The 24,093-nt window shown below is 68.8% G+C and carries 22 protein-coding genes, 2 tRNA genes and 3 rRNA genes; 17 read left to right on the plus strand and 10 right to left on the minus strand.

Features of this window, described 5'->3' with window-relative positions:
* Nucleotides 1-104: 104 nt before the first annotated feature.
* Nucleotides 105-1,226 carry a globin domain-containing protein gene (locus tag RMN56_RS12485; protein ID WP_313723960.1) on the minus strand — a complete coding sequence of 374 codons (1,122 nt, stop codon included), beginning with the start codon at nt 1,224-1,226 and terminating at the stop codon, nt 105-107.
* Nucleotides 1,227-1,370: 144 nt separating this feature from the next.
* On the opposite strand from RMN56_RS12485, the gene RMN56_RS12490 reads away from it, so the two are divergent.
* Nucleotides 1,371-2,144, plus strand: coding sequence for a CPBP family intramembrane glutamic endopeptidase (locus RMN56_RS12490; RefSeq protein WP_313723961.1), 774 nt, complete (start codon nt 1,371-1,373; stop codon nt 2,142-2,144).
* Here RMN56_RS12490 and RMN56_RS12495 read toward each other — a convergent pair.
* Nucleotides 2,105-3,715 carry a hypothetical protein gene (locus RMN56_RS12495; RefSeq protein WP_313723962.1) on the minus strand — a complete coding sequence of 537 codons (1,611 nt, stop codon included), beginning with the start codon at nt 3,713-3,715 and terminating at the stop codon, nt 2,105-2,107. The genes RMN56_RS12490 and RMN56_RS12495 overlap by 40 nt on opposite strands.
* A 133-nt stretch (nt 3,716-3,848) precedes the next feature.
* Here RMN56_RS12495 and RMN56_RS12500 point away from each other — a divergent pair.
* The 3 genes from RMN56_RS12500 (at nt 3,849) to RMN56_RS12510 (ending at nt 4,947) form a co-directional block, all read left to right on the plus strand.
* Nucleotides 3,849-3,939: transfer RNA gene (locus RMN56_RS12500), tRNA-Ser, on the plus strand.
* Nucleotides 3,940-3,974: 35 nt separating this feature from the next.
* Nucleotides 3,975-4,047: transfer RNA gene (locus RMN56_RS12505), tRNA-Arg, on the plus strand.
* Nucleotides 4,048-4,581: 534 nt separating this feature from the next.
* Nucleotides 4,582-4,947 (plus strand): hypothetical protein, encoded by a 366-nt coding sequence (locus RMN56_RS12510; RefSeq protein WP_313723963.1) that lies wholly within the window; start codon nt 4,582-4,584, stop codon nt 4,945-4,947.
* A gap of 151 nt (nt 4,948-5,098) precedes the next feature.
* Here RMN56_RS12510 and RMN56_RS12515 read toward each other — a convergent pair whose 3' ends face one another.
* Nucleotides 5,099-5,509, minus strand: coding sequence for a squamosa promoter-binding protein 15 (locus tag RMN56_RS12515; RefSeq protein WP_313723964.1), 411 nt, complete (start codon nt 5,507-5,509; stop codon nt 5,099-5,101).
* 226 nt (nt 5,510-5,735) lie between these two features.
* On the opposite strand from RMN56_RS12515, the gene RMN56_RS12520 reads away from it, so the two are divergent.
* On the plus strand, nt 5,736-6,236 hold the full coding sequence (locus tag RMN56_RS12520) for a GNAT family N-acetyltransferase (RefSeq protein ID WP_313723965.1): 501 nt from the start codon (nt 5,736-5,738) through the stop codon (nt 6,234-6,236).
* 403 nt (nt 6,237-6,639) lie between these two features.
* Here RMN56_RS12520 and RMN56_RS12525 read toward each other — a convergent pair whose 3' ends face one another.
* From RMN56_RS12525 to RMN56_RS12535, 3 genes are all read right to left on the minus strand, one after another.
* Complete coding sequence (locus RMN56_RS12525; protein ID WP_313723966.1) at nt 6,640-7,203, minus strand: dihydrofolate reductase family protein; 564 nt, start codon at nt 7,201-7,203, stop codon at nt 6,640-6,642.
* A 260-nt stretch (nt 7,204-7,463) separates the two neighbouring features.
* Nucleotides 7,464-7,844, minus strand: coding sequence for a hypothetical protein (locus tag RMN56_RS12530; RefSeq protein ID WP_313723967.1), 381 nt, complete (start codon nt 7,842-7,844; stop codon nt 7,464-7,466).
* A gap of 21 nt (nt 7,845-7,865) precedes the next feature.
* Nucleotides 7,866-8,414 carry an SRPBCC family protein gene (locus RMN56_RS12535; RefSeq protein ID WP_313723968.1) on the minus strand — a complete coding sequence of 183 codons (549 nt, stop codon included), beginning with the start codon at nt 8,412-8,414 and terminating at the stop codon, nt 7,866-7,868.
* Between the two features lie 153 nt (nt 8,415-8,567).
* Between RMN56_RS12535 and RMN56_RS12540 the strand changes: the two genes are divergently transcribed.
* The 5 genes from RMN56_RS12540 to RMN56_RS12560 all read left to right on the plus strand — a co-directional run bounded on the left by RMN56_RS12540 (nt 8,568) and on the right by RMN56_RS12560 (nt 11,675).
* Nucleotides 8,568-8,939, plus strand: coding sequence for a VOC family protein (locus tag RMN56_RS12540; RefSeq protein WP_313723969.1), 372 nt, complete (start codon nt 8,568-8,570; stop codon nt 8,937-8,939).
* Nucleotides 8,940-8,998: 59 nt separating this feature from the next.
* Nucleotides 8,999-10,021, plus strand: coding sequence for an ATP-binding cassette domain-containing protein (locus RMN56_RS12545; protein ID WP_313723970.1), 1,023 nt, complete (start codon nt 8,999-9,001; stop codon nt 10,019-10,021).
* Nucleotides 10,018-10,827 (plus strand): ABC transporter permease, encoded by an 810-nt coding sequence (locus tag RMN56_RS12550; RefSeq protein ID WP_313723971.1) that lies wholly within the window; start codon nt 10,018-10,020, stop codon nt 10,825-10,827. The genes RMN56_RS12545 and RMN56_RS12550 overlap by 4 nt, the downstream gene beginning before the upstream one ends.
* Nucleotides 10,828-10,893: 66 nt before the next feature.
* Entirely contained in the window at nt 10,894-11,238 is a 345-nt protein-coding gene (locus RMN56_RS12555; protein WP_313723972.1) for an ArsR/SmtB family transcription factor, read from the plus strand.
* Nucleotides 11,235-11,675: an SRPBCC family protein gene (locus RMN56_RS12560; protein WP_313723973.1), complete on the plus strand. Its 441-nt coding sequence runs from the start codon at nt 11,235-11,237 to the stop codon at nt 11,673-11,675. Before RMN56_RS12555 ends, RMN56_RS12560 begins: the two co-directional genes overlap by 4 nt.
* A gap of 56 nt (nt 11,676-11,731) precedes the next feature.
* On the opposite strand, the gene argS is transcribed toward RMN56_RS12560, so the two are convergent.
* From argS to RMN56_RS12580, 4 genes are all read right to left on the minus strand, one after another.
* Nucleotides 11,732-13,450: an arginine--tRNA ligase gene (argS, locus tag RMN56_RS12565; protein WP_313723974.1), complete on the minus strand. Its 1,719-nt coding sequence runs from the start codon at nt 13,448-13,450 to the stop codon at nt 11,732-11,734.
* Nucleotides 13,451-13,732: 282 nt separating this feature from the next.
* Nucleotides 13,733-14,791 carry a tryptophan--tRNA ligase gene (gene trpS / locus RMN56_RS12570; protein ID WP_313723975.1) on the minus strand — a complete coding sequence of 353 codons (1,059 nt, stop codon included), beginning with the start codon at nt 14,789-14,791 and terminating at the stop codon, nt 13,733-13,735.
* Nucleotides 14,792-14,880: 89 nt separating this feature from the next.
* Nucleotides 14,881-15,048 carry a hypothetical protein gene (locus RMN56_RS12575; RefSeq protein WP_167364291.1) on the minus strand — a complete coding sequence of 56 codons (168 nt, stop codon included), beginning with the start codon at nt 15,046-15,048 and terminating at the stop codon, nt 14,881-14,883.
* 52 nt (nt 15,049-15,100) lie between these two features.
* Nucleotides 15,101-15,547, minus strand: a complete 447-nt coding sequence (locus RMN56_RS12580) for a PRC-barrel domain containing protein (RefSeq protein ID WP_313723976.1) — start codon at nt 15,545-15,547, stop codon at nt 15,101-15,103.
* 288 nt (nt 15,548-15,835) lie between these two features.
* Here RMN56_RS12580 and RMN56_RS12585 point away from each other — a divergent pair, with 288 nt between their 5' ends.
* From RMN56_RS12585 to RMN56_RS12615, 7 genes are all read left to right on the plus strand, one after another.
* Nucleotides 15,836-16,303, plus strand: a complete 468-nt coding sequence (locus RMN56_RS12585; RefSeq protein ID WP_313723977.1) for a hypothetical protein — start codon at nt 15,836-15,838, stop codon at nt 16,301-16,303.
* A gap of 70 nt (nt 16,304-16,373) precedes the next feature.
* Nucleotides 16,374-16,934, plus strand: a complete 561-nt coding sequence (locus RMN56_RS12590) for an alpha-ketoglutarate-dependent dioxygenase AlkB (protein WP_313723978.1) — start codon at nt 16,374-16,376, stop codon at nt 16,932-16,934.
* A 40-nt stretch (nt 16,935-16,974) separates the two neighbouring features.
* Nucleotides 16,975-17,229, plus strand: coding sequence for an SCO4848 family membrane protein (locus RMN56_RS12595; RefSeq protein ID WP_313723979.1), 255 nt, complete (start codon nt 16,975-16,977; stop codon nt 17,227-17,229).
* A 797-nt stretch (nt 17,230-18,026) separates the two neighbouring features.
* Nucleotides 18,027-19,541 (plus strand): 16S ribosomal RNA (locus RMN56_RS12600).
* A gap of 372 nt (nt 19,542-19,913) precedes the next feature.
* Nucleotides 19,914-23,022: ribosomal RNA gene (locus tag RMN56_RS12605) — 23S ribosomal RNA — on the plus strand.
* Between the two features lie 75 nt (nt 23,023-23,097).
* Nucleotides 23,098-23,214: ribosomal RNA gene (gene rrf / locus RMN56_RS12610) — 5S ribosomal RNA — on the plus strand.
* The 16S, 23S and 5S rRNA genes sit together here, the layout of an rRNA operon.
* Before the next feature lie 249 nt (nt 23,215-23,463).
* Complete coding sequence (locus RMN56_RS12615) at nt 23,464-24,090, plus strand: NADPH-dependent F420 reductase (protein ID WP_313723980.1); 627 nt, start codon at nt 23,464-23,466, stop codon at nt 24,088-24,090.
* Nucleotides 24,091-24,093 lie beyond the last annotated feature (3 nt).

The raw sequence follows: 24,093 nt of genomic DNA on the forward strand, positions 1-24,093 counted from the left end.
TACGCGGGCCGGTTGCCGGCCCGACCCGCGTACCGGTGAACGGGGGGCCGGGTCGCGTGCCCCAGGGGGCAGGGGCACGCGACCCGGCCCGGGGGGAGCAGGGTCTACAGGTTGCCGAAGGTGTCGTAGCGGATGTTGTCCGGCGGCACGTCGTCCGCGGCCAGCGCGCGCAGGGTCGCCCGGACCATCGCTGCCGAGCCGGAGACGTAGCAGTCGTGCGTGGTCCACGGGCCGTACCGGGTGACCACCTCCGAGATGTCCCCCAGTTCGCCGTCGAAGTCCGGGTCGTCGCTGCACGCCGTGGTCACCGACAGCCACGGATGGACGGCCACCAGCTTCTCCAGGCCGGGCAGCCCGTACAGATCCGCGGGCCGGCGGGCCCCGTAGAAGACGTGCACCCAGCGGGTGCGGTTGACCCGGGTCAGCTCCTCCACCAGCGCCTTGATCGGGGCCAGCCCGACCCCGCCCGCCACGCAGAGGATGTCCCGGGTGGAGGCCCGGTCCAGGGTCATCGAGCCCATCGGCGCGGCCACCCGCAGCAGGTCACCCGGCCTGGTCCGGCGGACCAGCGCCCCGGACACCCAGCCCGCCGCCCCGGCCGGCGTCCGCACGTGGAACTCCAGCACGTTGTCCTCGTTCGGGGCGTTCGCCACCGAGTACGTCCGCCACACCCGCGGGTGGTGGCGGGGCGCCTCGACGCTCACGTACTGGCCGGCCTGCCAGGTCATCGGATGCTGGAGGGCGCGGACGGTCAGCACCGCGGTGTCCGGGCCGTGCCGCTCGTGCGTGAGCACCTCGGCGTGCCAGAACGGCGGGTTGTCGTCGGCCGCCGCGCCGGCCAGCATCCGCTCGCTGATGCTCGCGTACGCCTCCCGCCACGCCTGGTCGTACTCCAGGTTCCAGCCGTCGCCGGCGGTGCTGCGCAGCGCGTCCAGCAGGGCGACACCCATGCTCTCGTAGTGGCTCGCCTCGACGTGGAACTTCCGGTGGTCCCGGCCCAGCGCGCGCAGGTACTCGTCGAAGCTCTCCGGGTCGTCCACCGTCTGGGTGGCGGTGACGATCGCCTCCAGGATCCGGTCGCCCTGGCCGTTCATCTGCACCGGGAAGAGCATGCGCAGCGCCGGGTCGAGGAGGAACAGCCGGGCGTAGAAGTGACCGCTGAGCCGCTCCCGGTCCTCCTCGACCAGGGTCCAGCTCTCCTTCAGCAACCGCGCGAAGTTCTCCACAGGGGCACGCTCCTTCTCCTGGCGGGCGGATCGGCCCCCATAGAATCTCCACGGAGCGTGCCGGCCGGTCGCACAGAATGTGCGATCGGCTCACCTGGCCGCCGGGACGTGCCGACCGGTCCCCGGGTGCGGCACAGTGGTCCGGTGACGGTTGACGAGCTGACCCGCCCGGTCTCCCGCCGGACGCTGGGCAGCGAGACGTTGCTCGTGCTCGGCCTCTCCCTCGGCCAGTCGGCCGTGTACGCCCTGGTGTCGCTGGTCGCCAAGCTGACCGCCACGGGCGGGCTGTCGAAGCAGACCGCCTCGCTGAACACCTCCGCGTCGGCCCGCCCCTACCTCGACCTGACGTACCAGCTCCTCGGGATCCTCTTCGCGCTGCTGCCGGTGCTGCTCGCCGTACACCTGCTGGCGCGCGACCCCGGCGACCCGGCGCGGACGCTCGGCGCCGACCTCACCCGGCCCGGGTCGGACCTGGCCCGGGGCGCGGGCCTGGCCGCGCTGATCGGCCTCCCCGGGCTGGCCCTGTTCTGGGCGGCCGCCCAGCTCGGCATCAACGCCACCCTCGTGCCGGCCGCCCTGCCGCCCCTCTGGTGGGCGGTGCCGGTGCTGATCCTGGCCGCCGTGCAGAACGCCGTGCTGGAGGAGGTGATCGTGGTCGGCTACCTGGTCACCCGGCTGCGACAGCTCCGGTGGCGGCTCGCCGCCGTGCTCGCGGCGAGTGCCCTGCTGCGCGGTTCCTACCACCTCTACCAGGGCTTCGGCGCGTTCCTCGGCAACGCCGTGATGGGCGTGATCTTCGGCCTGTTCTACCTGCGTACCCGGCGGGTGGGGCCGCTGATCGTCGCGCACACCCTGCTCGACGTGGTCGCCTTCGTCGGCTACGCCCTCCTGCCGAAATCCTGGTTCGGCTGGCTCTGACGGCGGGTCGGGCGGTAGAGGCTGATCGCCCGGGCGGCCAGGCGCTCGGCGGCGGTCGCGTCGCCCGTCGCCGCGGCGAGCGCCGCCGCGCCGGGAAGCAGCCGCGCGGCCAGCCGCAGACCCAACCAGCCAGCGGCCTGCGCGGCCAGCGGGGTGGCCAGCCGCCACGCCGCCTCGGCCGCCCGGGACCACGACCCCTCCGCCGGAGCCCCGGCCGAGCGCACCCCGTCCAGCGCGGCGCGAGCCGTGCCGGCGTCCGGGTGCACCTGCGTCAGCACCAGCAGCTCGACCACCCGGTCGGGATGCGCCGGCTCCCGGCCGTAGACGGCGGCCAGGTGCAGCACCAGGTTCGCCTGCGTCCACAGCACCGCCGTGAGCTCCGCCACCGGCGCGAACAGCCCGGCGCCCGCCGCGAGCGCGCCACCCGTGCCGGCCAGCCGCACGAACCGCCGGGTCACCAGCCGGGCCAGCCCGTCGGCGTCGGCGTCCGGGTAGGCGTCGCGGGTCCGGTCCACCCAGTCCGCGGCGCGCGGCCCGAGGGCCTCCACCGCGGCGAGGGCCAGCAGCTCCGGCGCGAAGCCCGGGTGTTCGAGTACGCGCACGCCGACCGCCCGCCAGCCCGACCCGGTGTCGCGCCGTTCCACCTGAACCGTCGCCGGGGCCTCACCGGCGGCGGACCGGGTTCCGGCCAGCTCGACCTTGGCGGGTGGTTCCGGTTGGTCGCGGTGTGGGGCGGTCGGTTCGGCCGGAACCTGTGCGGCGTCCTGCTCCGGCGGGAGCTGCGCGGTGGTTTCCGCCGGAAGCTGCCCCCCAGGAGTTTCGGTAGCGGCCTGGGAACTGGCGGGCGCGGCGGCCTCCACGCTGGCGGTGGATCCCCGGCGAGCAGTTGGGCGCTTCGCCGTCTCCTTCGCCGGGGTCGCCCTGGTGCCCTTCCGTGCCCGCCCGTTGCGTGCCGGCGTCACGGTTCCCGCCGGCGTCGCGGCCGGCTCGGCCGCCCCCGGCTCGGACCCGGCCGTCCCGGCGACGTCGGTTCCCGGGGACGCCGTGGTTCCGGGCTCCGCCGGAGCCTTGCGCGCGGCTTCGGACCCGGCGGCGTCGGTCTCCGCAGGCGCGGTCGCTCCGAGCGCCGCCGGAGCCTTGGGCGCCGCCGCGGACTTCCGCGCGGCCGGGGCGGCCTTCTTCGGCGGGGTGGCCTTCTTCGCGGCCGGGGCACGGCGGGTCCGCTTCGGCGGCTCCTCGCTCACCGGCTCATCGGCGGGAGCGTAGGCCGGTGGCGGCGCGACGGCCGGCGTACCCGCATCCGTGGTGGCGACGACCTCGGCGGACGGGCGCGGGCGTGGGGCCGCCGGCACCTCGGCGGCCGGGGCGGCCTGCGTCGGGTCCGGCGGCTGGAACAGCACCGTCGGCGCCGCCGTGGCCCGCCGGGGCCGCGGCGGTGTGTCGTCCACCACCTCGGCCGGAGCGGGCTCGGGCGTGGGCGGCGGGGTGAAGGTCGGGCGGGGGGAGCGGCTCCGCCGGCCCTTGGCGGCGGGCTCGCGACGGGGCTGATCGCTCGGCGACTGCTCCTGCATATCGATGGAGCGTAGACCCGAGCGTGACGCGGCACACGACGAAAACGCGGGGGATGGGCGCTTCCCGGTAGTCGCTTTGCCCCCGGTGGGTGCGGGCCTGTATCCTCGGGCGCGGTGGTCTCCGGGCCACCTGGGAGACTTCGCCTAGTCTGGTCTATGGCGCCGCACTGCTAATGCGGTTGGGGTCTTAAAGCCCCTCCCGGGTTCGAATCCCGGAGTCTCCGCGCGAAAGCCGGTGTGTAGACTGGCCGAGCAGCAAGCGCCCGTAGCTCAATGGATAGAGCATCTGACTACGGATCAGAAGGTTAGGGGTTCGAGTCCCTTCGGGCGCACACAGTTGAACAGCAAGAACGCACAGGGCCGGTCGCAAGCGACCGGCCCTGACAGCAACCGGTGACAGCAACGTCATTCCTCGGGCTCCTCATCAAGGCGGCCCGCAAAGCGGGCCGCGCCGGCCCGGCCCCGGCCTGCTGGCGACCTCCGGCCGGCATCGGCCGGGCCGGCCGGCCACACTGCGGGGCGTGATGAACGAGAGGCTGGGGCGGGACGATCGCCATCGGGGTCGCTCTCCATCGAGGTGTGGGCGATCGCTGCCGCGCAGCAGAGCTGCTTGCCTCCGAGTCTTGTGGGCGCTGTCGACCGCCCGATGACGACGAGGACCAGGGCGTGACCCATCCCCCGGGTGCCCGATCCTCTACGCCACCCGACCGGCGTCAAGGGCGCTACGCGTCGGCACGCCGATGGCCTACGGCCACCCTTGACCCCGACCGGGCGCCGCAGTCTTTGGCACCTATCCCGGGGGATGGGAGCAGACTGGCAATCACCTTCCGCGCCTATGCGTGCAGGGCAGGGCCTATGGTGTCGCGGTGGACGATCACATCATCCAGACCTCCGGGCACTCGGACCGGCATGAGATGTTCAGATCCCTGCCCTTCCCCTTCAACGGGGACCGGTTCCCGGACAATCTGGGAGCAGTCGTGCAGCGCACCGTGCTGGAGGGCAGAGAGCCAGCCCGCGAGGTGATCCACACCGACGACAACTCATGGATTGTCGGCGACGGCGTCAACGACCCGAAGCAGCCTGGCACAGTAGTCGCGACATGCATTAGGCATGTCATCGAACTGAACTCATCGGTGGCTGAACTCGCCAGTCTCCCGCTCGGCCAGTCTGCTTTCCGGAAGAACCCCGGCGAGCCGTGGGTGATCGAGCCTCACTCCTGGTGGGAGGAGTGAGTTACAAACCTCGCCAGTTGCCGTGCCATACACGTGCCAGTAGTCGGTACCCAAGACGGTCGCCAGGGGGCACGAACGGTCGCGCGCTTCCTGCCTTGACCTCGCCCGCCAGGTCCAGGTCGGCCGTGATCTTCGTCCTTCCAAACTGCGGCTACGACCCGGCGGGGGACCAAAACTCGTCGTCCTCCTCGTCTGGCGACGAAGGGGCATACTGCCGCAGAGCGCCGTCGCGAATCATCCAGACGCGGAAGAAGGGCTCCTCCTGGTCCATCGCGAAGAGTTGCACTGCGTTGGGGTTGTGCCAGGCCAGGGAACCGAAATGCTCCACAACAGCAGCGAGGTCGGCGTGGTTGAGCGCCCCGCCGTACACCTCGCATTCGGGGTTCTTGTGTCCGCCCCACTGGTTGTCGGCAGCGGTGATCAGGCGCAGGTTGCCGCAGCCGCCCGGCCGCATGCCTAGCTCGCGACGGGGGCACTCGTTGTCGAGCCACCCGCTGAACGCCTCGGCGTTGAGGCGGTCCTCCGGACCCACCGACAGCATCACGTTGGCAACCCAGCTCACCGCATCCCCCAATCCACGACCCGGGACCGTACAGCCATTCGTACAGCCAAGACCATCCGCTTACGCTGACAATGCCGGACGGTCACGGACGGGCCGACCAGCGCCGAGCCCAGTCGACCAGCCAGCCGGGATCTTCTTCTAATCCCAAGGCCGCCGGTTTGAATCCTTGCCGGCGCACCACTGTCAGGGTCAACGGCGATGTTTTCCAGTCACTAGGGTCTCCGCCATGATCGAGACGGAGCGACTGCGACTGGAAACCCTCGACGTCGCGGCGGCGCGGGCCGTCGCGGCCGGCGACCGGGACGGTCGCGCCTGGCACGCGGAGTTTCCTCGGGAGGACGACCGGGACGCGGCGGCCATGGTCCTCCCGCACTCGAACCTGACGTTCGGCTGCCGGCTCATCATCGAGAGGATCTCCGGCCTGGCCGTGGGGACGATCGGATTTTTTGGGCCACCGGACAACACCGGTACCGTGATGGTCGGCTATGGCCTCGTACCGCCGGCGCGGGGTCATGGCCTCGCCACCGAGGCGCTACGCGCCCTGGTGGCATATGGGTTCGCGCAACCGTCGGTACGGACCATCACGGCTGATCCGCTGCACGACAACGTCGCCTCCCATCGGGTGCTGGAGAAGGCCGGTTTTTTGCACACGTACTCCACCAAGGACGCGCGCTGGTACGCGATCGAGCGCACCGACCGACAGCATGACAACCAACAACCCTGCTGACCGTCACGGCGTTTGACAGCAACCGTTGACAGCAACAGCCCCGCACCCGGGAGGACGGGCCCGGACGATGGCAGGCCTAGGGCCAGCGGCAGAAGCCGGGGGCCGAACCGTTCCGGACGGGTTCGCCGAGGCTACGGATCAGAAGGTTAGGGGTTCGAGTCCCTTCGGGCGCACAACAGGTCAAGGGCCGGTCTCCTGTCACAGGAGACCGGCCCTTAATCGTGTTGACCCCCACGGCTGACCCCTACGCCCTGCGCGTCGAACAGGAAGCCGAGCCGCTCCACCAAGTCCTGCTGCATCCGCCGCGTCGCCTCCGCGTAGATCGACTTGGTCACGGTCGGGGAGCTGCGCCCGGGGGCATGCTGCCGCTTTCTCAGACAAGCTCCTCGTGAAGGAATCGCGCTCAGCGCTTCGTCTCGTACCTGGTCATGATCACGCCGCCGGGAAACGTCTGCGTCTCCACCAGGTTCAGGTTCACCCAGCCGTTCAGCGCACTGAAGAACGGTGTGCCGCCGCCCACGAGGACCGGATGGGTGACGATCTCGTACTCGTCGATCAGCCCGGCCCGCATGGCCGCCCCGGCGAGAGTTGCGCCACCGACCCTCATCGGCCCGCCGTCCTCGGCCTTGAGCCGGGTGATCTCGGAGATCGCCTCGCCGGTGACCAGGCGAGCGTTCCAGTCGACCTTGTCGATTGTTGAGGAGAACACCACCTTCGGCGTGTCCCGCCAGTTCCGCGCGAAATCGATCTGCGCCGGGGTGGCGCCCGGCTGCTGGTCGCCGGTCGGCCAGTAGGCGCTCATGATCTCCCACAGTTGGCGCCCATACAGAAACAGGCTGATCACCCGCTCCTGATCGAGCCACCACTGGAACAGCTCATCGCTCGGCCTGCTCCAGCCGAGGTCGTCGCCGGGCGCCGAAACGTAGCCGTCCAGACTCAGGTTCATGCCGTAGATCAGTTTCCGCATAGCGCCATGCCTTCCGTCAGTCGGTCTCGGAAGACTAGACGGTTCACGCGGAGGAAACTGATCTGTGCGCAAGCAGTCTTTGGCGCCTATCCGGGGATGGGGACAGGCTGGCGGCCACCATTTCACCGGGCAGTGGATGGACTACAAGCGCCAGGCGATGCCGACCGGGCCAGGCGAGGCCTCTTCAGTCGTAGCTGATCCGGGTGCAGATCTCCGTCGTGACCTTGAATTCAGCGTGCCGACAGCACGGCGGGGCGGAGTCAGGACCAGGGCGGTTCGCCCAGCAAGTTCTGACACGCCGTCATCAGCTTCTGCTGAGCGTCGGTAATCCCGGCCTCGACCTGCGTCATGTCCGCCTTGCCGTGGCTGCTCACATCCAGGTCGCCGGCCGCCTTCACAGCTGCAGCCAACTCCTTGCCAGCATCGCTGACACCAGCGTCCGTCGAGCGGGCGGCCCGACCAGCAACAGTGCCGTTCGACATCCAGCTGTGGTCATTCTCGTCCAGCCGTTGCGCCAGCGAAACGCAACCACCGCGGCCGTACTGGTCGGGGCTGGGCTGACTTGCCTCCGGCTTGTCGTCGCTGCAAGCGGCGACTAGGAGGGTCGCGCCCACGAGCGTCGCGACGAGGGATCGATTCACCGGCGGATCGTATACGGGTGATCATGAGGGCCCGCGGCTACTTGACTGGGGCCAGCCCGGGCCGCAGCGGCGGTCGCCGACGGCCGGACGGCCGAACTTGCCGGCGACCGCGTGCTCGGTGTCGGTGACTTCCCCCGTCTCCAGGAGCTGTTTCAGCCTGCGCAGGTTCGCCGCCACCTCGGCGCCGGGCGGCTTTCCGACCAGGGTCAGCGCCAGGCGGCCCAGTCGTCCGAAGGGTGTCTTCAGCACCTCGTGGACCTCGGTCCGGCCCGGTTCCGACCCCGGGCGGAACTCGACCGTCCAATGGGTTCGCATCCCGGGCGGGGTGGTGGTCTCGTACCGGAGCAGTTCGTTCGTCCGCTCCTCGGTGAGCCGCACCGTGGAGCTCAGCCTGACGCCGAGCGGTCCCCGGATCGTCCATCGGAACGTCGCCGGCCCGACCTGTTCGCTGGCCATGACGTCGCCCAGGAAACGGGGCAGGTTCTGGAAGTCGCGGTAGAAGTGGAAGACGTCCGCGACCCGGCGCTCGATCGTCACTCTCGCCTCGGCCGGGGATGGTGAGCGGCGCATCGCTGCCTCCGACGGTTCTTCCCGTTTGAGCCCTGCCGCTTGCCCGAGCGCCTGCCCACTAAACCCCGACGAGACCGTGGGCGATCTCCGGGAGAGACGCCAACCTGCGGGTCTGCTTGACAGGTAGGAAGTTCCCTACCTATTGTCGCCGGCATGAGCATCAGGGGAATCAAGCTGATCACCGTGCCCGTGTCCGACCAGGACGCCGCCAAGCAGTTCTACGTCGAGCAGCTCGGCTTCGAGGTGTCACAGGACTCCCGGATGGGGCCGATGCGCTGGCTCGAGGTGGTACCCCAGGGGTCGCCGGTCGGTCTCGCGCTGCTGCCGAGCGTGCTGGGTGTGCCTGTGGGCGGGCTCAAGGGCGTCCAGCTCCACAGCGACGACCTCGACGGCGACTGCGAGAGCCTGCGCGCCGCCGGCGTCAAGGTCGACGGGCCGAACGACCGCCCGTGGGGTCGTGACGCCAGCTTCTCCGACCCGGACGGCAACGGCTTCGTCCTCATGGCGGTGCACGGCGGCCGGTAGGCCGACGCGCTCCGCCGCTCCACCGGACGGGCTTCCGGCCCTCGATTCGAGAGAGTGCGATGTCGTTGATGATCGAGGCCGTGGGCCTCCGCAAGTCCTTCGGGAAGGTCGTCGCCCTCGACGGGCTCGACGTGCGCCTGGAGGCCGGCCAGGTCGCCGCGATCCTCGGCCCCAACGGCGCCGGCAAGACCACCTTCCTGCGCATGCTCTCCACGCTCGTCCGGCCGGACGGCGGCACGCTGCGGGTCTGCGGCGTCGACGCGACGGCCGAGCCGGCCCGGGTCCGCCAGCTGATCGGCCTGGCCGGGCAGCACGCCACGGTCGAGCCCGCGCTGACCGGGCGGGAGAACCTGCAGATGATCGCCCGGCTGTTCGGGCAGGACCGGCGCACCGCCCGGGCCAGCGCCGCGGAGACGCTGGAGCGGCTGCGCCTCGGCGAGGCCGGCGACCGGCTGGTCCGCACCTACTCCGGCGGCATGCGCCGCCGCCTCGACCTGGGCGCCAGCCTGGTCGGCCGCCCGCGGCTGCTGCTGCTCGACGAGCCCACCACCGGGCTCGACCCGCAGAGCCGGATCGAGCTGTGGGACACCGTCCGGGCGCTCACCACCGACGGCACCGACGTCCTGCTCACCACGCAGTACCTGGAGGAGGCCGACCGGCTCGCCGACACCATCCTGATCATCGACCACGGGCAGGTGATCGCCTCCGGCACGGCGAAGGAACTCAAGAGCCGCGCCGGTCGCGACATCGTCGAGATCCACGTCCGCGACCGGGAGGATCTCGACCGGGCCGTACGGGCGCTGGCCCGGATCGGCGCCGAGCAGCCGGTCGTCGACCACGGCTCGCTGACGGCCTCGGTGGCGGTCGACTCCGGCCCGGACCGGCTCCGCGAGGCGTTGCAGGAGGTCGGCGAGCGGGGCGTGCACGTCGAGGACGTGGCTCTGCGCCGGCCCACCCTCGACGAGGTGTTCCTGTCGCTGACCGGATCGACTCCGGCCGCCGAGCGCTGCGGCGGCGAGCCGCGGCCGCCCGGGTCCGCCGCGGGCATCGAGCCCGAGACCGTGTCGAGGAGTGCCCGATGACCGCCGTGGCCGCGCCGCACCCGGCCCGCACCGCCCGCCTGCTGCCCAGTGTCGGTGTGCTGACCGGGCGTGCCCTGCGCATCTACCGGCGTACGCCCCAGCTGCTGGTCCTGCGGATCGTGCAGTCGGTGGCGTTCCTGCTGATCTTCCGGTACGTGTTCGGCGGCGCGATCGGCGCCGGCACGATGCGCTACGTCGACTTCATGGCGCCCGGCCTGCTCACGGTGGGCATCATGTTCGCCACCATCGGCACCGCGCTCGGGGTGGCCGAGGACCACGTCGGGGGCCTGTTCGACCGGCTGCGGTCGCTGCCCATGCCGCGCAGCGCCGTGCTCGCCGGCCGCGTGCTGGCCGACCTCGCCATGACCGTCGCGGTGCTCGTCCCGAGCATCGCGATCGCCTTCGCGGTGGGGATGCGGGTGCACACCGACTGGGCCTCCGCCCTCGGCGCGCTGGGCCTCCTCGTGCTCTTCGGGCTCGCCTTCGTCTGGATCTTCGTGGCGGTCGGGTTGCTGGCCGGCAGCGTCCAAGCGGCGCAGGGCATCTCGTTCATCGTGATGCCGGTCAGCTTCGCGTCCAGCGCCTTCGTGCCCACCGCCAGCATGCCGGGCTGGCTCCAGGCGTTCACCGAGCACCAGCCGGTGACGGTGGTGGTCAACGCGGTCCGCACCCTCACCCAGGGCGCGCCCGCCGAGGCGCTGCTCGGCCACGGCACCGGCTACTACGTCACCCGGGCGCTGATCTGGATCATCACGCTGATCGTGGTCTTCGCGGGTCTGGCCGTCTCCCGCTACCGGAGTCGCTGACCTGCGGCTATCGTTCCGGTGCCGGGTCGTACCGGCTCCAGGCCGGATGAACTCCAGGGGGTGTCGGTGTCCTCCGCCACGGGAGTGGACGTCTTCGCGGCGCTGGCCAGTCCGGTCCGGCGCGACCTCATCCGGCTGCTGCGCGACGGCGGCCCCCAGTCGGTGCAGGATCTGGCCGCCTCGTTCGACATGCGCCGGCCCAGCGTCTCCGAGCACCTCAAGGTGCTCCGCGACGCCGGGCTGGTGACCGAGCGCCGCAGCGGCCGCAAGCGGCTCTACCGGCTGGAGCCGGAGCCGCTCATGGGCCTGCGTGACTGGCTCACCCCCTACGAGCGGTTCTGGCGCGAGCGGATGAGCGACTTCGCCGCGCTGGTCGCCGAGGAGTCCGCAACCGAGGGGGAGCCGGCGTGACCCGACCGGACAAGATCGAAGTCGACCAGTTCCTGCCGTACCCGCCGGCGCAGGTGTGGCGGATCCTGGTCGACCCCGACCTGATGGCCCGGTGGCTGATGCCCAACGACTTCAAGCCGGTGGTCGGTCACCGGTTCACCTTCCAGGCCAAGCCCATGCCGGCGCTGCGCTTCGCCGGGACCATCCACTGCGAGGTCCTGGCCGTCGAGCCGGAACGGCTGCTCCGGATCACCTGGGCGGACCGCAGCGGCAGCGGCCTCGACTCGATCGTCACCTGGCGGCTGGAGCCCGAGGGCCGGGGCACCCGGATGCTGATGGAGCACTCCGGGTTCGACCTGGACAGCCCGTTCCAGGCGGTCGCCCACCGCACCATGGGCAGCGGCTGGCGCTCCGCCGTGGTGCGCTCCATGCTCACGGTGCTGGAGCAGGAGGCCTGACGGGCCGGGGCGCCACCCTGAGCACGGTGGCGGACCCCCGGCCCCGGCCGCCGTCCTCAGAGCCGCTCGGGTGTGCGGATGCCGAGCAGGTGGAGGCCCTGCCCGAGCACCCGCGCGGTCAGGTCGCAGAGCACGAGCCGGCTCTCCCGGACCGGCTCGTCGGCCCGCAGCACCGGGCACCGCTCGTAGAAGGCGCTGAACGCGGCGGCGAGCCGGGACAGGTATCCGGTCAGGTGGTGGAACTCCAGGTTCTCCGCCACCGCGCCGACCACCGCGCCGAAGCCGACCAGCTCGACGGCGAGCGCCCGCTCGGCCGGCTCGGCCAGCGAGATCCCGGCCTCGGGCCGGGCCGCCACCCCCGCCCGCCGGAAGATCGACCGGATCCGGGAGTACGCGTACTGGAGGTAGGGCGCGGTGTTGCCGTCCAGCGACAGCATCCGTTCCCAGTCGAGCACGTAGTCCTTGTGCCGGTCGCTGGACAGGTCGGCGTACTTGATCGCGCCGATGCCGACGGCCCGGCCCACCTCGGCCGCCTCCGCCTCGTCCAGCTCCGGGTTCCGCTCCCGGGCCAGCGCGGTGGCCCGGGCCACCGCCTCCTCCAGCAGCCCGACCAGCTTCACCGACCCGCCGGCCCGGCTGCGCAGCATCCGCCCGTCCGGCCCGAGGATCGAGCCGAACCCGACGTGCTCGGCGCGGGCGGGCGGGGCCAGCCAGCCGGCCTGCGCGGCGGCGGCGTAGACCATCTCGAAGTGCCGCCGCTGCGGCAGCCCGACCACGTAGAGCAGCCGGGTCGCGCCCAGCGTGCCGGTCCGGTGCCGGATCGCCGCGAGGTCCGTGGCTGGGTAGCCGTACCCGCCGTCGGACTTGCGCACGATCAGCGGCAGCGGCTCGCCGTCCCGGCCCACGGAGCCGGGCGGGAACACGCAGGCCGCGCCGTCGCTCTCGCGCAGCAGACCGAGCCGGTCCAGCTCCTCGACCACCGGGCCGAGCAGGTCGTTGTAGCTGCTCTCTCCGTGGAAGTCCCGCTGGGTGAGGGTCACGTCGAGCAGGTCGTACACGGTGAGGAAGTAGCGCTCGGACTGCTCCACCAGCAGCCGCCACAGCCGCAGCGTCGCCGGGTCCCCGCCCTGCAACGCCACCACCCGCAGCCGGGACCGCTCGCGGAACGCCTCGTCGGCGTCGAACTTGGCCCGGGCCGCCTTGTAGAACGAGTCCAGGTCGCCCATCGACAGCTCCTGCGCCGCCTCGGCCTCGCCCAGGTCGGCCAGGTGCTCGATCAGCATGCCGAAGGGTGTGCCCCAGTCGCCCAGATGGTTGGCCCGCAGCACCCGGTGCCCCAGCCACTGCAGCAGCCGGGCCGCCGCGTCGCCGATCACCGTCGAGCGCAGGTGCCCGACGTGCATCTCCTTCGCGACGTTCGGCGCCGAGTAGTCGACCACCACGGTCTCCGGCGCGCTGGCCACCGGCACCCCGAGCCGCGGGGCGGCGGCCAGCGCGGAAACCAGCCCGGCCAGGGCCCCGTCGGCGACGGTCAGGTTGAGGAAACCGGGACCGGAGACCTCCGCGGCGCTGCACAGGTCGGCCAGTTCCGCGCGCTCCAGCACCTCGGTGGCGACGGCGCGCGGCGGCCGGCCGATCCGCCGGGCCAGCGCCAGCGCCGCGTCGGACTGGAAGTCCGCGCGCTGCGAGCGCCGGACGACCGGGTCGACCGGCTCGCCGGCCACCGTCGCGAACGCCGGCGCCAGCCGGTCGGTCAGCAGTTTCTCCAGATCCATGGGTACGCCGATCTCGCTCGGATCCGCCGCACGCGGATCACCGGATGGGGATGCGGGCGGACCGAGGACGAACGGCGATGACCGGCGGCTCGATCCGCCGGTCGCAGTGAGGAATGCTCAGCGCAGGCGGTCGCGGGACCGCCGGCGTCGCAGCGCGCCGAACAGGACGTCCGGGGACGCCGTCGGGTACGCGTGCGAGCTGGTCATGGCAGCAGCCTAACCGGCCGGCCCGGGGGTGGCGCAAGGCCGTACCCGGGCCGGCCGGGCGGCGTACCCGACATCTCAGGCCGGCGTGCCGACGGCCTTGCGGTAGCGCTCGGCCCGCCGCCGCACCTGGGTGTACGCGCTGGTCAGGCCCATCGCCCGGCGGACCTCGACCAGGGTGCGGCGCACCTCGGCGCGGGTCCGCTCGGTGCCCTCGACGATCAGCTCGTCGACCAGGCCGGGCTGCCCCTCGAACCGGGCCCGCCGCTCCCGGACCGGGTCGAGGAACCGGTTGAGCGCGTCCGCCAGCTCCTCCTTGACCTCCACGTCGCCGACCCGGCCGGCCCGGTAGCGCGCCTTCAGCTCCTCGACCGTGGCCCGGTCGGGGTGGAACACGTCGAGGTACGCGAAGACCGGGTTCCCCTCGACCGTGCCCGGCACGTCGGCGCGGATCCGGTTCGGGTCGGTGTACATGCCCATCACCTTGCGCCGCACGGTGGCCGGGTCGTCGGAGAGCGCGATGGCGTTCCCCCTGCTCTTGCTCATCTTCCCGGCGCCGTCGGTGCCGACCAGCGTGGGCGTCTCCGACATGATCATTTCCGGGACGGGGAAGACCTCGCGGTAGAGGTGGTTGAAGCGCCGGGCGATCTCCCGGGTCACCTCCACGTGCGCGGCGTTGTCCTTGCCCACCGGCACGACCTGCCCCTTCACGCAGAGGATGTCGGCGGCCTGGAGGACGGGATAGCCGAGCAGCCCGTACGGCATCTCCTCCTTGCCGGCGTCCCGGCTCATCTCCTTGAGCGACGGAACCCGTTCCAGCCGAGGCACGGTGACCAGGTTCTGGAACAGGGTGTTCAGGTCGCCGACCTCGGGGATCGCCGACTGGAGATAGAACGTGGCCCGGTCCGGCTCGACGCCGGCGGCGAGGATGTCGGTGACCATCTCGCGGGCGTTGCGGGACACCTGCTCGATGTCCTCGCGGCTGTTCCGCGTGGTGAGCATGTGCAGGTCGGCGATGATGAAGAAGCTCTCGTAGCGCTGGTGCAGCTTCACCCGGTTGGCGATGCTGCCGACGTAGTGGCCGAGGTGCAGCCGCCCGGTCGGGCGGTCACCGGTGAGCATCCGTGCTGCGGACATGGTCGTACGCCTCTCGTGGCTGTTCGGTGGAGGACGCGCGGGCGCGCGGAAGAGACCCGGGGTGTGCCCGGATCAGTGGGGTTTGCTCGTCAGTGCGAGCGCCGCCATCGCCCGCCGGCGCGGAACCGCAGCCCACCGGCACGGAGGACGTCGAGGATCTGCTCCCGACCGTCGTCGACACGGGCCGGGAGAACCGGAGCGGCAGCCGCCGGGAGACCGTCGAGGGTCTCCGGGGCGCAGGTGCTCGGCCGGACCATGCCTGACACGGTAGCCGGTCCACCGCCCCGCGCGCAGACCGGAACGCCCTGCTCAGTCGCGCCGGTAGCTCTCGGCGTAGTAGTTCCCGACCTGCTCGCGGTACTCGGCGCGGTCGAAGTCGTCCGGGTCGAAGGCCGGTGACTCCTTGACCTGCTCCCGGGTCCGGTCCACGTGCACGACGCGCTCCAGGTGGTCGACCCGGGCCACCGTGCCGACCGGCAGCAGCACCTTCCGGCCGAAGATCCACGGGCCGGTGTCCACCACCAGGTAGCCCGCTCCGGCGTCCTCACTCGCCCGGTCGACCGCGCCGATCCGGCCGTCGGTCGCCTCCACGTGATAGCCCGTCAGGTCGATCGGGGTGCCCGGGCCGGGCGCGTCGGGGCCGTCGTCGGCGGCGCCCTCGGACCGCTGCCGCGGCACGTCGTCCGGGCGGGTCTGCTCGTAGCCGCCCGCCAGGGCCGACGGGTCCCGCCAGAGCCACGGGTTGAACGGCTGCATGCTGCACCTCCGGGTGTCGTCGTGTCGCCACCCGAACAGTGCCCGATGGGCGAATCCGGGAAACACGAATGCAATTCCAAATACGTGGGAGGGCGATTCTGCGAGATACCTCATAATCGACTGCCGCCGATCAACTCCTCAGCTCCCGCCGAGGTCAGAGACGGTGTCGCGGCCGGCCGGCACACCGGAATGCGGGCCGGAGTGTCCACCGCGCACATTCGGCGGGGCCGGCGGCCGCACCATTCTGATCCCGCATCCGAGAGTCGGCACCAGCGAAAGGAAACGCAGATGCAGCGGGTCGTTGGACGAATCGGGGTGGCGGCGGCCGGGGCGGCCGTCCTGGTGGCGGTGGCGGGCACGGGCGCGGGGGCCGCCGTGGTCAACCCGTACACCCCGGAGGCGCTCTGCGGGCTCGGCTTCACCGCCGTCGACCAGGACCCGATCCACGACGCCGCCACCGGCGCGCGGCTCGGGACCGTCCACCTTCTCCGCAACCCCCTCACCGGGTACGGCTGCACGGTCACCCTCAAGTCCGCGTACGTCGGCACGCTCACCGGCACCCGCGTCTACCTCGCCCCGGAGTGGACGCCCGTCGGCCTGGACGAGGGCAGCCGGCGCTACGCCGCCGGCCCGGTCCACCGCCACCTCGGCGCCGGCTGCGCGATCTGGGGCGGCTCGATGACCGATCCCGCCGGCGTCGTCCACCACCACGACCGGGCGAACCCGGCGATCGGCGGAGCGGTCACGTGCTTCTGACCATCCAGGGGCGGGCCGGATTCGCGCGGCGCGCGGGCCGGCCCGCCGTTACGGTCGCCAGGTGGGCAGGATGCGGGGAATCCACGAGCGGCCGGCCGGGCTCACCTACCAGCCCGACCTGGTCGACGACGACGAGGAACGTTCCCTGGTCGCCGCCCTCGACGCGCTCGACTTCCACGAGGTCCGCATGCACGGGCAGATCGCCCGGCGCACGGTGCGGCACTTCGGCTACGACTACGACTACGGCTCCTTCCAGCTCACGGCCACCGAGGCGCTGCCCGTGGCACTGCGCTGGGTGCGCGAGCGGTGCGCGGCGCTCGCCGGGGTCGACCCCGAGGTGCTCGCCCAGACGCTCGTCACGCGCTACCCGCCGGACTCCGTCATCGGCTGGCACCGCGACGCACCCGCCTTCGGGCCGACCGTCGTCGGCCTGTCGCTGGGCTCCGCGTGCCTGTTGCGGTTCCAGCGCGGGACCGGAGCGAACCGCCGGGTGTACGAGCTGGAGCTGGCGCCCCGCTCCGGGTACGCGCTCACCGGGGCGGCCCGGACCGCGTGGCAGCACAGCATCCCGCCGGTTCCGGCGCTGCGCTACTCGCTGACCTTCCGCATGCTCCGGTCCGCGCCCGCTTGACCTGACCTGGGACGACCTCCCGCTGGCATACTGGCCAGCCATGGTGCTGTCGCGCGGCTGGTCGCTGTTCCTGGTCGGGGTCGGGGTGTGGACCTGGGTGATCTGGCCGAGGTTCGCGGTCGCCATCTGGAACGACCCGCGGGCGTGGTCGGCCGGCACGGTGGGCGAGGGCAGCCCGACCAGCTTCCTCTGGGTGCACGCGCTGCTCATCGCGGCCTCGCTGGCCATCGGCACGACCGTCGGGGTGCTCGGCATCCGGAGCTGGCTGGCGGACCGCCGCCGGCGGAGCGCCTGAGCGCCGGGAGTTCGGACAAGATTCGGCGCCGCCGGGGATGCGGGAGGCGATCCGGACCGCTCTCTCCCGTGCGCGGGCGGGTCCCGAGGGTGCCGAAGTGGGTGCGACTCCGCCGCCACCCGATCGCTGAGCAGGCCAGATAGCTCGGCGGTGATGGTGTGACGCGGGACGCTACCCCTGGATTTGACGATCAAACCCGAACCCGCGTAACTTTCTCTCTGCCAGCGCGGAACGGGGCAAACGGGACGAACATCCCGGGCGTCGCGGACCGGGCTCGGCACCCGGAACCACCGAGGTTGCACCTCGTCGGAGCCGGGGCGGGCGGGGCTCGCCGAAACGCCGCAGGGCGGATTTGGCGGAGCGGAACCGACCGAGTAAGGTTGACGACCGGCAGGGCACCGGGCGAGCTAGCGGGAGACCGCAGCGGCCGGCCTGCCAAATCCGATGACCAAGCACAGCGGTCCGCCGCTGCGCGAGTTCAGCGGCGCCGACCCGTACGAAGCGTGACAGACCGGGACACACGGTTTGACACGGCAGAGACGGTGAGGTAACGTAGTAAAAGTGCCCGGCGCGAGAGCGGCGGGTGCGGTTGAACGAAATGCCCCGGACGGGGGCCTCACGGTGTGGGGTTTTCGGATGGTGTGTGGTTGTTCTTTGAGAACTCAACAGGGTGCTTGATAAGCCAGTGCCAAATTGATTTATACCCCGGACTGGCAGGTCTTCTTTTGGAGGGCTTTGCTGGTTGGGATTCCTTTGGCAACACTTTTGTTGTCAGGATGATTGTTCAACAAAGATTTTTGTTGGAGAGTTTGATCCTGGCTCAGGACGAACGCTGGCGGCGTGCTTAACACATGCAAGTCGAGCGGAAAGGCCCTTCGGGGTACTCGAGCGGCGAACGGGTGAGTAACACGTGAGCAACCTGCCCTAGGCTTTGGGATAACCCCGGGAAACCGGGGCTAATACCGAATATGACCCTTCCTCGCATGAGGGAAGGTGGAAAGTTTTTCGGCCTGGGATGGGCTCGCGGCCTATCAGCTTGTTGGTGGGGTGATGGCCTACCAAGGCGACGACGGGTAGCCGGCCTGAGAGGGCGACCGGCCACACTGGGACTGAGACACGGCCCAGACTCCTACGGGAGGCAGCAGTGGGGAATATTGCACAATGGGCGGAAGCCTGATGCAGCGACGCCGCGTGAGGGATGACGGCCTTCGGGTTGTAAACCTCTTTCAGCAGGGACGAAGCGTAAGTGACGGTACCTGCAGAAGAAGCGCCGGCCAACTACGTGCCAGCAGCCGCGGTAAGACGTAGGGCGCGAGCGTTGTCCGGATTTATTGGGCGTAAAGAGCTCGTAGGCGGCTTGTCGCGTCGACTGTGAAAACCCGCAGCTCAACTGCGGGCCTGCAGTCGATACGGGCAGGCTAGAGTTCGGTAGGGGAGACTGGAATTCCTGGTGTAGCGGTGAAATGCGCAGATATCAGGAGGAACACCGGTGGCGAAGGCGGGTCTCTGGGCCGATACTGACGCTGAGGAGCGAAAGCGTGGGGAGCGAACAGGATTAGATACCCTGGTAGTCCACGCTGTAAACGTTGGGCGCTAGGTGTGGGGGGCCTCTCCGGTTCCCTGTGCCGCAGCTAACGCATTAAGCGCCCCGCCTGGGGAGTACGGCCGCAAGGCTAAAACTCAAAGGAATTGACGGGGGCCCGCACAAGCGGCGGAGCATGCGGATTAATTCGATGCAACGCGAAGAACCTTACCTGGGTTTGACATGGCCGCAAAACTCGCAGAGATGTGAGGTCCTTCGGGGGCGGTCACAGGTGGTGCATGGCTGTCGTCAGCTCGTGTCGTGAGATGTTGGGTTAAGTCCCGCAACGAGCGCAACCCTCGTTCGATGTTGCCAGCGCGTTATGGCGGGGACTCATCGAAGACTGCCGGGGTCAACTCGGAGGAAGGTGGGGATGACGTCAAGTCATCATGCCCCTTATGTCCAGGGCTTCACGCATGCTACAATGGCCGGTACAATGGGCTGCGATACCGCGAGGTGGAGCGAATCCCAAAAAGCCGGTCTCAGTTCGGATCGGGGTCTGCAACTCGACCCCGTGAAGTCGGAGTCGCTAGTAATCGCAGATCAGCAACGCTGCGGTGAATACGTTCCCGGGCCTTGTACACACCGCCCGTCACGTCACGAAAGTCGGCAACACCCGAAGCCGGTGGCCCAACCCTTGTGGAGGGAGCCGTCGAAGGTGGGGCTGGCGATTGGGACGAAGTCGTAACAAGGTAGCCGTACCGGAAGGTGCGGCTGGATCACCTCCTTTCTAAGGAGCACCTTCACCCGAAAGGGTGCAAGGAGCCCGCGGCCCGCGAATGTCGGGTCGGGGTGCTCAATGGCGGAGACACTGGCGAGCTCGGTGCCGGCAACGGCCAGGTTCCTTCTAGTACGGCCACTTCGGTGGTGTGGAACGGGGTCCTGGTGCGGCTGGCGGCGAGTGCAAAGCACCCTGTTGGGTCCTGAAGGAACAACCTCGGTTGTCTTTCAGAGCCGTGAGCGGAACCGAGAGTTCCGCCGGCGCCAGGCATGACCTGGCCTCGCATACCGGATCCCTGGTTAGGGGTTGCTGGTGTGGGGCGGATCGGGTTGTGGGTTGGTCGTTTGTTGAGAATTGCACAGTGGACGCGAGCATCTTTGTGGTCAAGTTGTCAAGGGCGAACGGTGGATGCCTTGGCACCAGGAGCCGATGAAGGACGTGGGAGGCCGCGATAGGCCTGGGGGAGCTGTCAACCAAGCTGTGATCCCAGGGTGTCCGAATGGGGAAACCCGGCACCAGTCATGTGGTGTCACCCGCACCTGAACACATAGGGGTGTGGGGGGAACGCGGGGAAGTGAAACATCTCAGTACCCGTAGGAAGAGAAAACAACGAGTGATTCCGTGAGTAGTGGCGAGCGAAAGCGGATTGAGGCTAAACCGGCTGCGTGTGATACCTGTCAGGGGTTGCGTGGTCGGGGTTGTGGGACCCTGCTGAACAAGCTGACACTTGTTCGAGAAGTTACAAAGTCAGTGGCTAGTCGAACAGTCTGGAAAGGCTGACCGTAGACGGTGATAGTCCGGTAGGTGAAAGTTGCTGACCTTCTGTGGGTGTTCCCGAGTAGCGGCGGACCCCTGAAATCTGCCGTGAATCTGCCAGGACCACCTGGTAAGCCTAAATACTTCCTGGTGACCGATAGCGGACGAGTACCGTGAGGGAATGGTGAAAAGTACCCCGGGAGGGGAGTGAAATAGTACCTGAAACCGTTCGCCTACAATCCGTCGGAGCCTTGCGGGGTGACGGCGTGCCTTTTGAAGAATGAGCCTGCGAGTTAGTGGCATGTGGCGAGGTTAACCCGTGTGGGGGAGCCGTAGCGAAAGCGAGTCTGAATAGGGCGCTCTTTAGTCGCATGCTCTAGACCCGAAGCGGAGTGATCTAGCCATGGGCAGGCTGAAGCGCGGGTAAGACCGCGTGGAGGGCCGAACCCACCAACGTTGAAAAGTTGGGGGATGACCTGTGGTTAGGGGTGAAAGGCCAATCAAACTCCGTGATAGCTGGTTCTCCCCGAAATGCATTTAGGTGCAGCGTCGCGTGTTTCTTGCCGGAGGTAGAGCACTGGATGGTCTAGGGGGCCCACAAGCTTACCGAAATCAGCCAAACTCCGAATGCCGGTAAGTGAGAGCGCGGCAGTGAGACTGCGGGGGATAAGCTTCGTAGTCGAGAGGGAAACAGCCCAGATCACCAGCTAAGGCCCCTAAGCGTGTGCTAAGTGGAAAAGGATGTGGGGTCGCATAGACAACCAGGAGGTTGGCTTAGAAGCAGCCACCCTTTAAAGAGTGCGTAATAGCTCACTGGTCAAGTGGTTCCGCGCCGACAATGTAGCGGGGCTCAAGCACACCGCCGAAGCTGTGGCATTCACATTTTAACCTCGCTTGGACTTGATTCCTTGTGCAGGTGTGTGGATGGGTAGGGGAGCGTCGTGCCGCGAGTGAAGCAACGGGGTGACCCAGTTGTGGACGCGGCACGAGTGAGAATGCAGGCATGAGTAGCGAAAGAAGGGTGAGAAACCCTTCCGCCGGATGACCAAGGGTTCCAGGGCCAGGCTAATCCGCCCTGGGTGAGTCGGGACCTAAGGCGAGGCCGAGAGGCGTAGTCGATGGACAACGGGTTGATATTCCCGTACCCGCGAAAGAGCGACCCTGACGAACCTCGTTGTGCTAACCACCCGAACCGCCGGCGACCTTCGGGTCAATGGTGGGGAGCGTGGGAACCTGGCGGGTAGTAGTCAAGCGATGGGGTGACGCAGGAAGGTAGCTGAGCCCGGCCGGTGGTTGTGCCGGGGTAAGCGTGTAGGCCGTGCCGTAGGCAAATCCGCGGCGCATTAAGGCTGAGACGTGATGCCGAGCCGATTCAGGTGAAGTCAGTGATCCTATGCTGCCGAGAAAAGCCTCTAGCGAGTTCTTAGCGGCCCGTACCCCAAACCGACACAGGTGGTCAGGTAGAGAATACCGAGGCGATCGGGCGAACTGTGGTTAAGGAACTCGGCAAATTGCCCCCGTAACTTAGGGAGAAGGGGGGCCGGAGACGTGAAGCCCCGCGCGGGTGGAGCGTTGTATGGCCGCAGAGAGCAGGGGGAAGCGACTGTTTACTAAAAACACAGGTCCATGCGAAGAAGTAATTCGATGTATATGGACTGACGCCTGCCCGGTGCTGGAACGTTAAGGGGACCTGTTAGCTCTTCGGGGCGAAGCGGAGAACTTAAGCGCCAGTAAACGGCGGTGGTAACTATAACCATCCTAAGGTAGCGAAATTCCTTGTCGGGTAAGTTCCGACCTGCACGAATGGCGTAACGACTTCCCCACTGTCTCAACCACAGGCCCGGCGAAATTGCACTACGAGTAAAGATGCTCGTTACGCGCGGCAGGACGGAAAGACCCCGGGACCTTTACTATAGCTTGACATTGGTACTTGAGTTAGCTTGTGTAGGATAGGTGGGAGCCGGTGAAGTCCATACGCCAGTATGGGTGGAGGCAATCTTGAAATACCACTCTGGTTGATTTGGGTATCTAACTTCGGACCGTTATCCGGTTCAGGGACAGTGTCTGGTGGGTAGTTTAACTGGGGCGGTTGCCTCCTAAAGGGTAACGGAGGCGCCCAAAGGTTCCCTCAGCCTGGTTGGCAATCAGGTGTTGAGTGCAAGTGCACAAGGGAGCTTGACTGTGAGACTGACAGGTCGAGCAGGGACGAAAGTCGGGACTAGTGATCCGGCACTGGCATGTGGAAGCGGTGTCGCTCAACGGATAAAAGGTACCCCGGGGATAACAGGCTGATCTTCCCCAAGAGTCCATATCGACGGGATGGTTTGGCACCTCGATGTCGGCTCGTCGCATCCTGGGGCTGTAGCAGGTCCCAAGGGTTGGGCTGTTCGCCCATTAAAGCGGTACGCGAGCTGGGTTTAGAACGTCGTGAGACAGTTCGGTCCCTATCCGCCGTGCGCGTAGGATACTTGAGAAGGGCTGTCCCTAGTACGAGAGGACCGGGACGGACGAACCTCTGGTGTGCCAGTTGTCCCGCCAGGGGCACGGCTGGTTAGCTACGTTCGGAAGGGATAACCGCTGAAAGCATCTAAGCGGGAAGCTCGCTTCAAGATGAGGTATCCCACCCACTTTGTGGGGTAAGGCCCCCAGCTAGACGACTGGGTTGATAGGCCGGAAATGTAAGCCCGGTAACGGGTTCAGTTGACCGGTACTAATAGGCCGAGGACTTGACTACCAAGCTGCTACGCGTCCACTGTGCAACTCTGAACGAGCGAACAACCGTGTGGTTGTTTTGACATGTTCATAGAGTTACGGCGGTCATGGCGGAGGGGAAACGCCCGGTCACATTCCGAACCCGGAAGCTAAGCCCTCCAGCGCCGATGGTACTGCACTCGGGAGGGTGTGGGAGAGTAGGACACCGCCGGACAATCTTCCAGTCAGGGCCACCCTTCGGGGTGGCCCTGACTGCGTTTGTGGCGCGCTTCCGTGAATCGCCCCGGGCACGCCGCCGCGTCTCGTACCGTCGGTGCGGGAACCGCCCGCGCCTGCCCCGGCAGGCGGGCGGAAAACGTGACGTGGTGTACCCGCCGTTCGTGATCGGGGCGGACCGGTGGGGGTACCTGCTGATGGTTCGGCCGGAACTGACCGCCAGGCGCTGGCGGAGGCAGGAGTGGTCATGAAGATCGGAATCATCGGGTCGGGGCACATCGGAGGCACCCTCACCCGGCGGCTGCGCACGCTGGGCCACGACGTCACGGTGGCGAACTCGCGCGGGCCGCAGAGCCTGGCCGACCTCGCCGCGGAAACCGGTGCCATGGCCGGGACCCTGGAGGAGGCCGTCCAGGGCGCCGAGCTGGTCGTCATCGCCATTCCGCTCAGGGCCGTGCCGGAGCTGCCGGCGGCGCTGTTCGACGGCAAGCTGGTCGTCGACGCGGACAACTACTATCCCGAGCGGGACGGCGACATCCCCGAGCTGCTCGACCGCAGCCTCAGCTCGAGCCGCTGGACCGCCGACCACCTCAAGGGCGCCCGGGTGGTGAAGGTCTTCAACAACATCCAGGCCGCGTACCTGATGGACCGCGGGCAGCCGGCGGGCACGCCCGACCGCATCGGGTTGCCGGTGGCCGCGGATGACGCCGACGCCAAGCGGCTGGTCATGGAACTCGTGGACGAGCTGGGCTTCGACCCGGTGGATGCCGGCACGCTCGACGAGAGCTGGCGGCAGCAGCCGGGCACCCCGGTCTACGGCACCGACCGCGACGCGGACGGCGTACGGCAGGGGTTGGCCGCGGCGCGGCCCTGAGCG

Origin of the sequence: Micromonospora halotolerans (genome assembly GCF_032108445.1) — a bacterium.
In the GTDB taxonomy this organism is placed as follows: Bacteria; Actinomycetota; Actinomycetes; order Mycobacteriales; family Micromonosporaceae; genus Micromonospora; species Micromonospora halotolerans.

What these genes read in the sequence shown, in the direction of transcription:
- RMN56_RS12495 (WP_313723962.1), bottom strand. Translation starts at nt 3,715, where the DNA reads ATGCAGGAGCAGTCGCCGAGCGATCAGCCCCGTCGCGAGCCCGCCGCC.
- RMN56_RS12520 (WP_313723965.1), top strand. Translation starts at nt 5,736, where the DNA reads ATGATCGAGACGGAGCGACTGCGACTGGAAACCCTCGACGTCGCGGCG.
- RMN56_RS12525 (WP_313723966.1), bottom strand. Translation starts at nt 7,203, where the DNA reads ATGCGGAAACTGATCTACGGCATGAACCTGAGTCTGGACGGCTACGTT.
- RMN56_RS12535 (WP_313723968.1), bottom strand. Translation starts at nt 8,414, where the DNA reads ATGCGCCGCTCACCATCCCCGGCCGAGGCGAGAGTGACGATCGAGCGC.
- RMN56_RS12540 (WP_313723969.1), top strand. Translation starts at nt 8,568, where the DNA reads ATGAGCATCAGGGGAATCAAGCTGATCACCGTGCCCGTGTCCGACCAG.
- RMN56_RS12545 (WP_313723970.1), top strand. Translation starts at nt 8,999, where the DNA reads ATGTCGTTGATGATCGAGGCCGTGGGCCTCCGCAAGTCCTTCGGGAAG.
- RMN56_RS12550 (WP_313723971.1), top strand. Translation starts at nt 10,018, where the DNA reads ATGACCGCCGTGGCCGCGCCGCACCCGGCCCGCACCGCCCGCCTGCTG.
- argS (WP_313723974.1), bottom strand. Translation starts at nt 13,450, where the DNA reads ATGGATCTGGAGAAACTGCTGACCGACCGGCTGGCGCCGGCGTTCGCG.
- trpS (WP_313723975.1), bottom strand. Translation starts at nt 14,791, where the DNA reads ATGTCCGCAGCACGGATGCTCACCGGTGACCGCCCGACCGGGCGGCTG.
- RMN56_RS12575 (WP_167364291.1), bottom strand. Translation starts at nt 15,048, where the DNA reads ATGGTCCGGCCGAGCACCTGCGCCCCGGAGACCCTCGACGGTCTCCCG.
- RMN56_RS12580 (WP_313723976.1), bottom strand. Translation starts at nt 15,547, where the DNA reads ATGCAGCCGTTCAACCCGTGGCTCTGGCGGGACCCGTCGGCCCTGGCG.
- RMN56_RS12585 (WP_313723977.1), top strand. Translation starts at nt 15,836, where the DNA reads ATGCAGCGGGTCGTTGGACGAATCGGGGTGGCGGCGGCCGGGGCGGCC.
- RMN56_RS12590 (WP_313723978.1), top strand. Translation starts at nt 16,374, where the DNA reads ATGCGGGGAATCCACGAGCGGCCGGCCGGGCTCACCTACCAGCCCGAC.
- RMN56_RS12595 (WP_313723979.1), top strand. Translation starts at nt 16,975, where the DNA reads ATGGTGCTGTCGCGCGGCTGGTCGCTGTTCCTGGTCGGGGTCGGGGTG.
- RMN56_RS12615 (WP_313723980.1), top strand. Translation starts at nt 23,464, where the DNA reads ATGAAGATCGGAATCATCGGGTCGGGGCACATCGGAGGCACCCTCACC.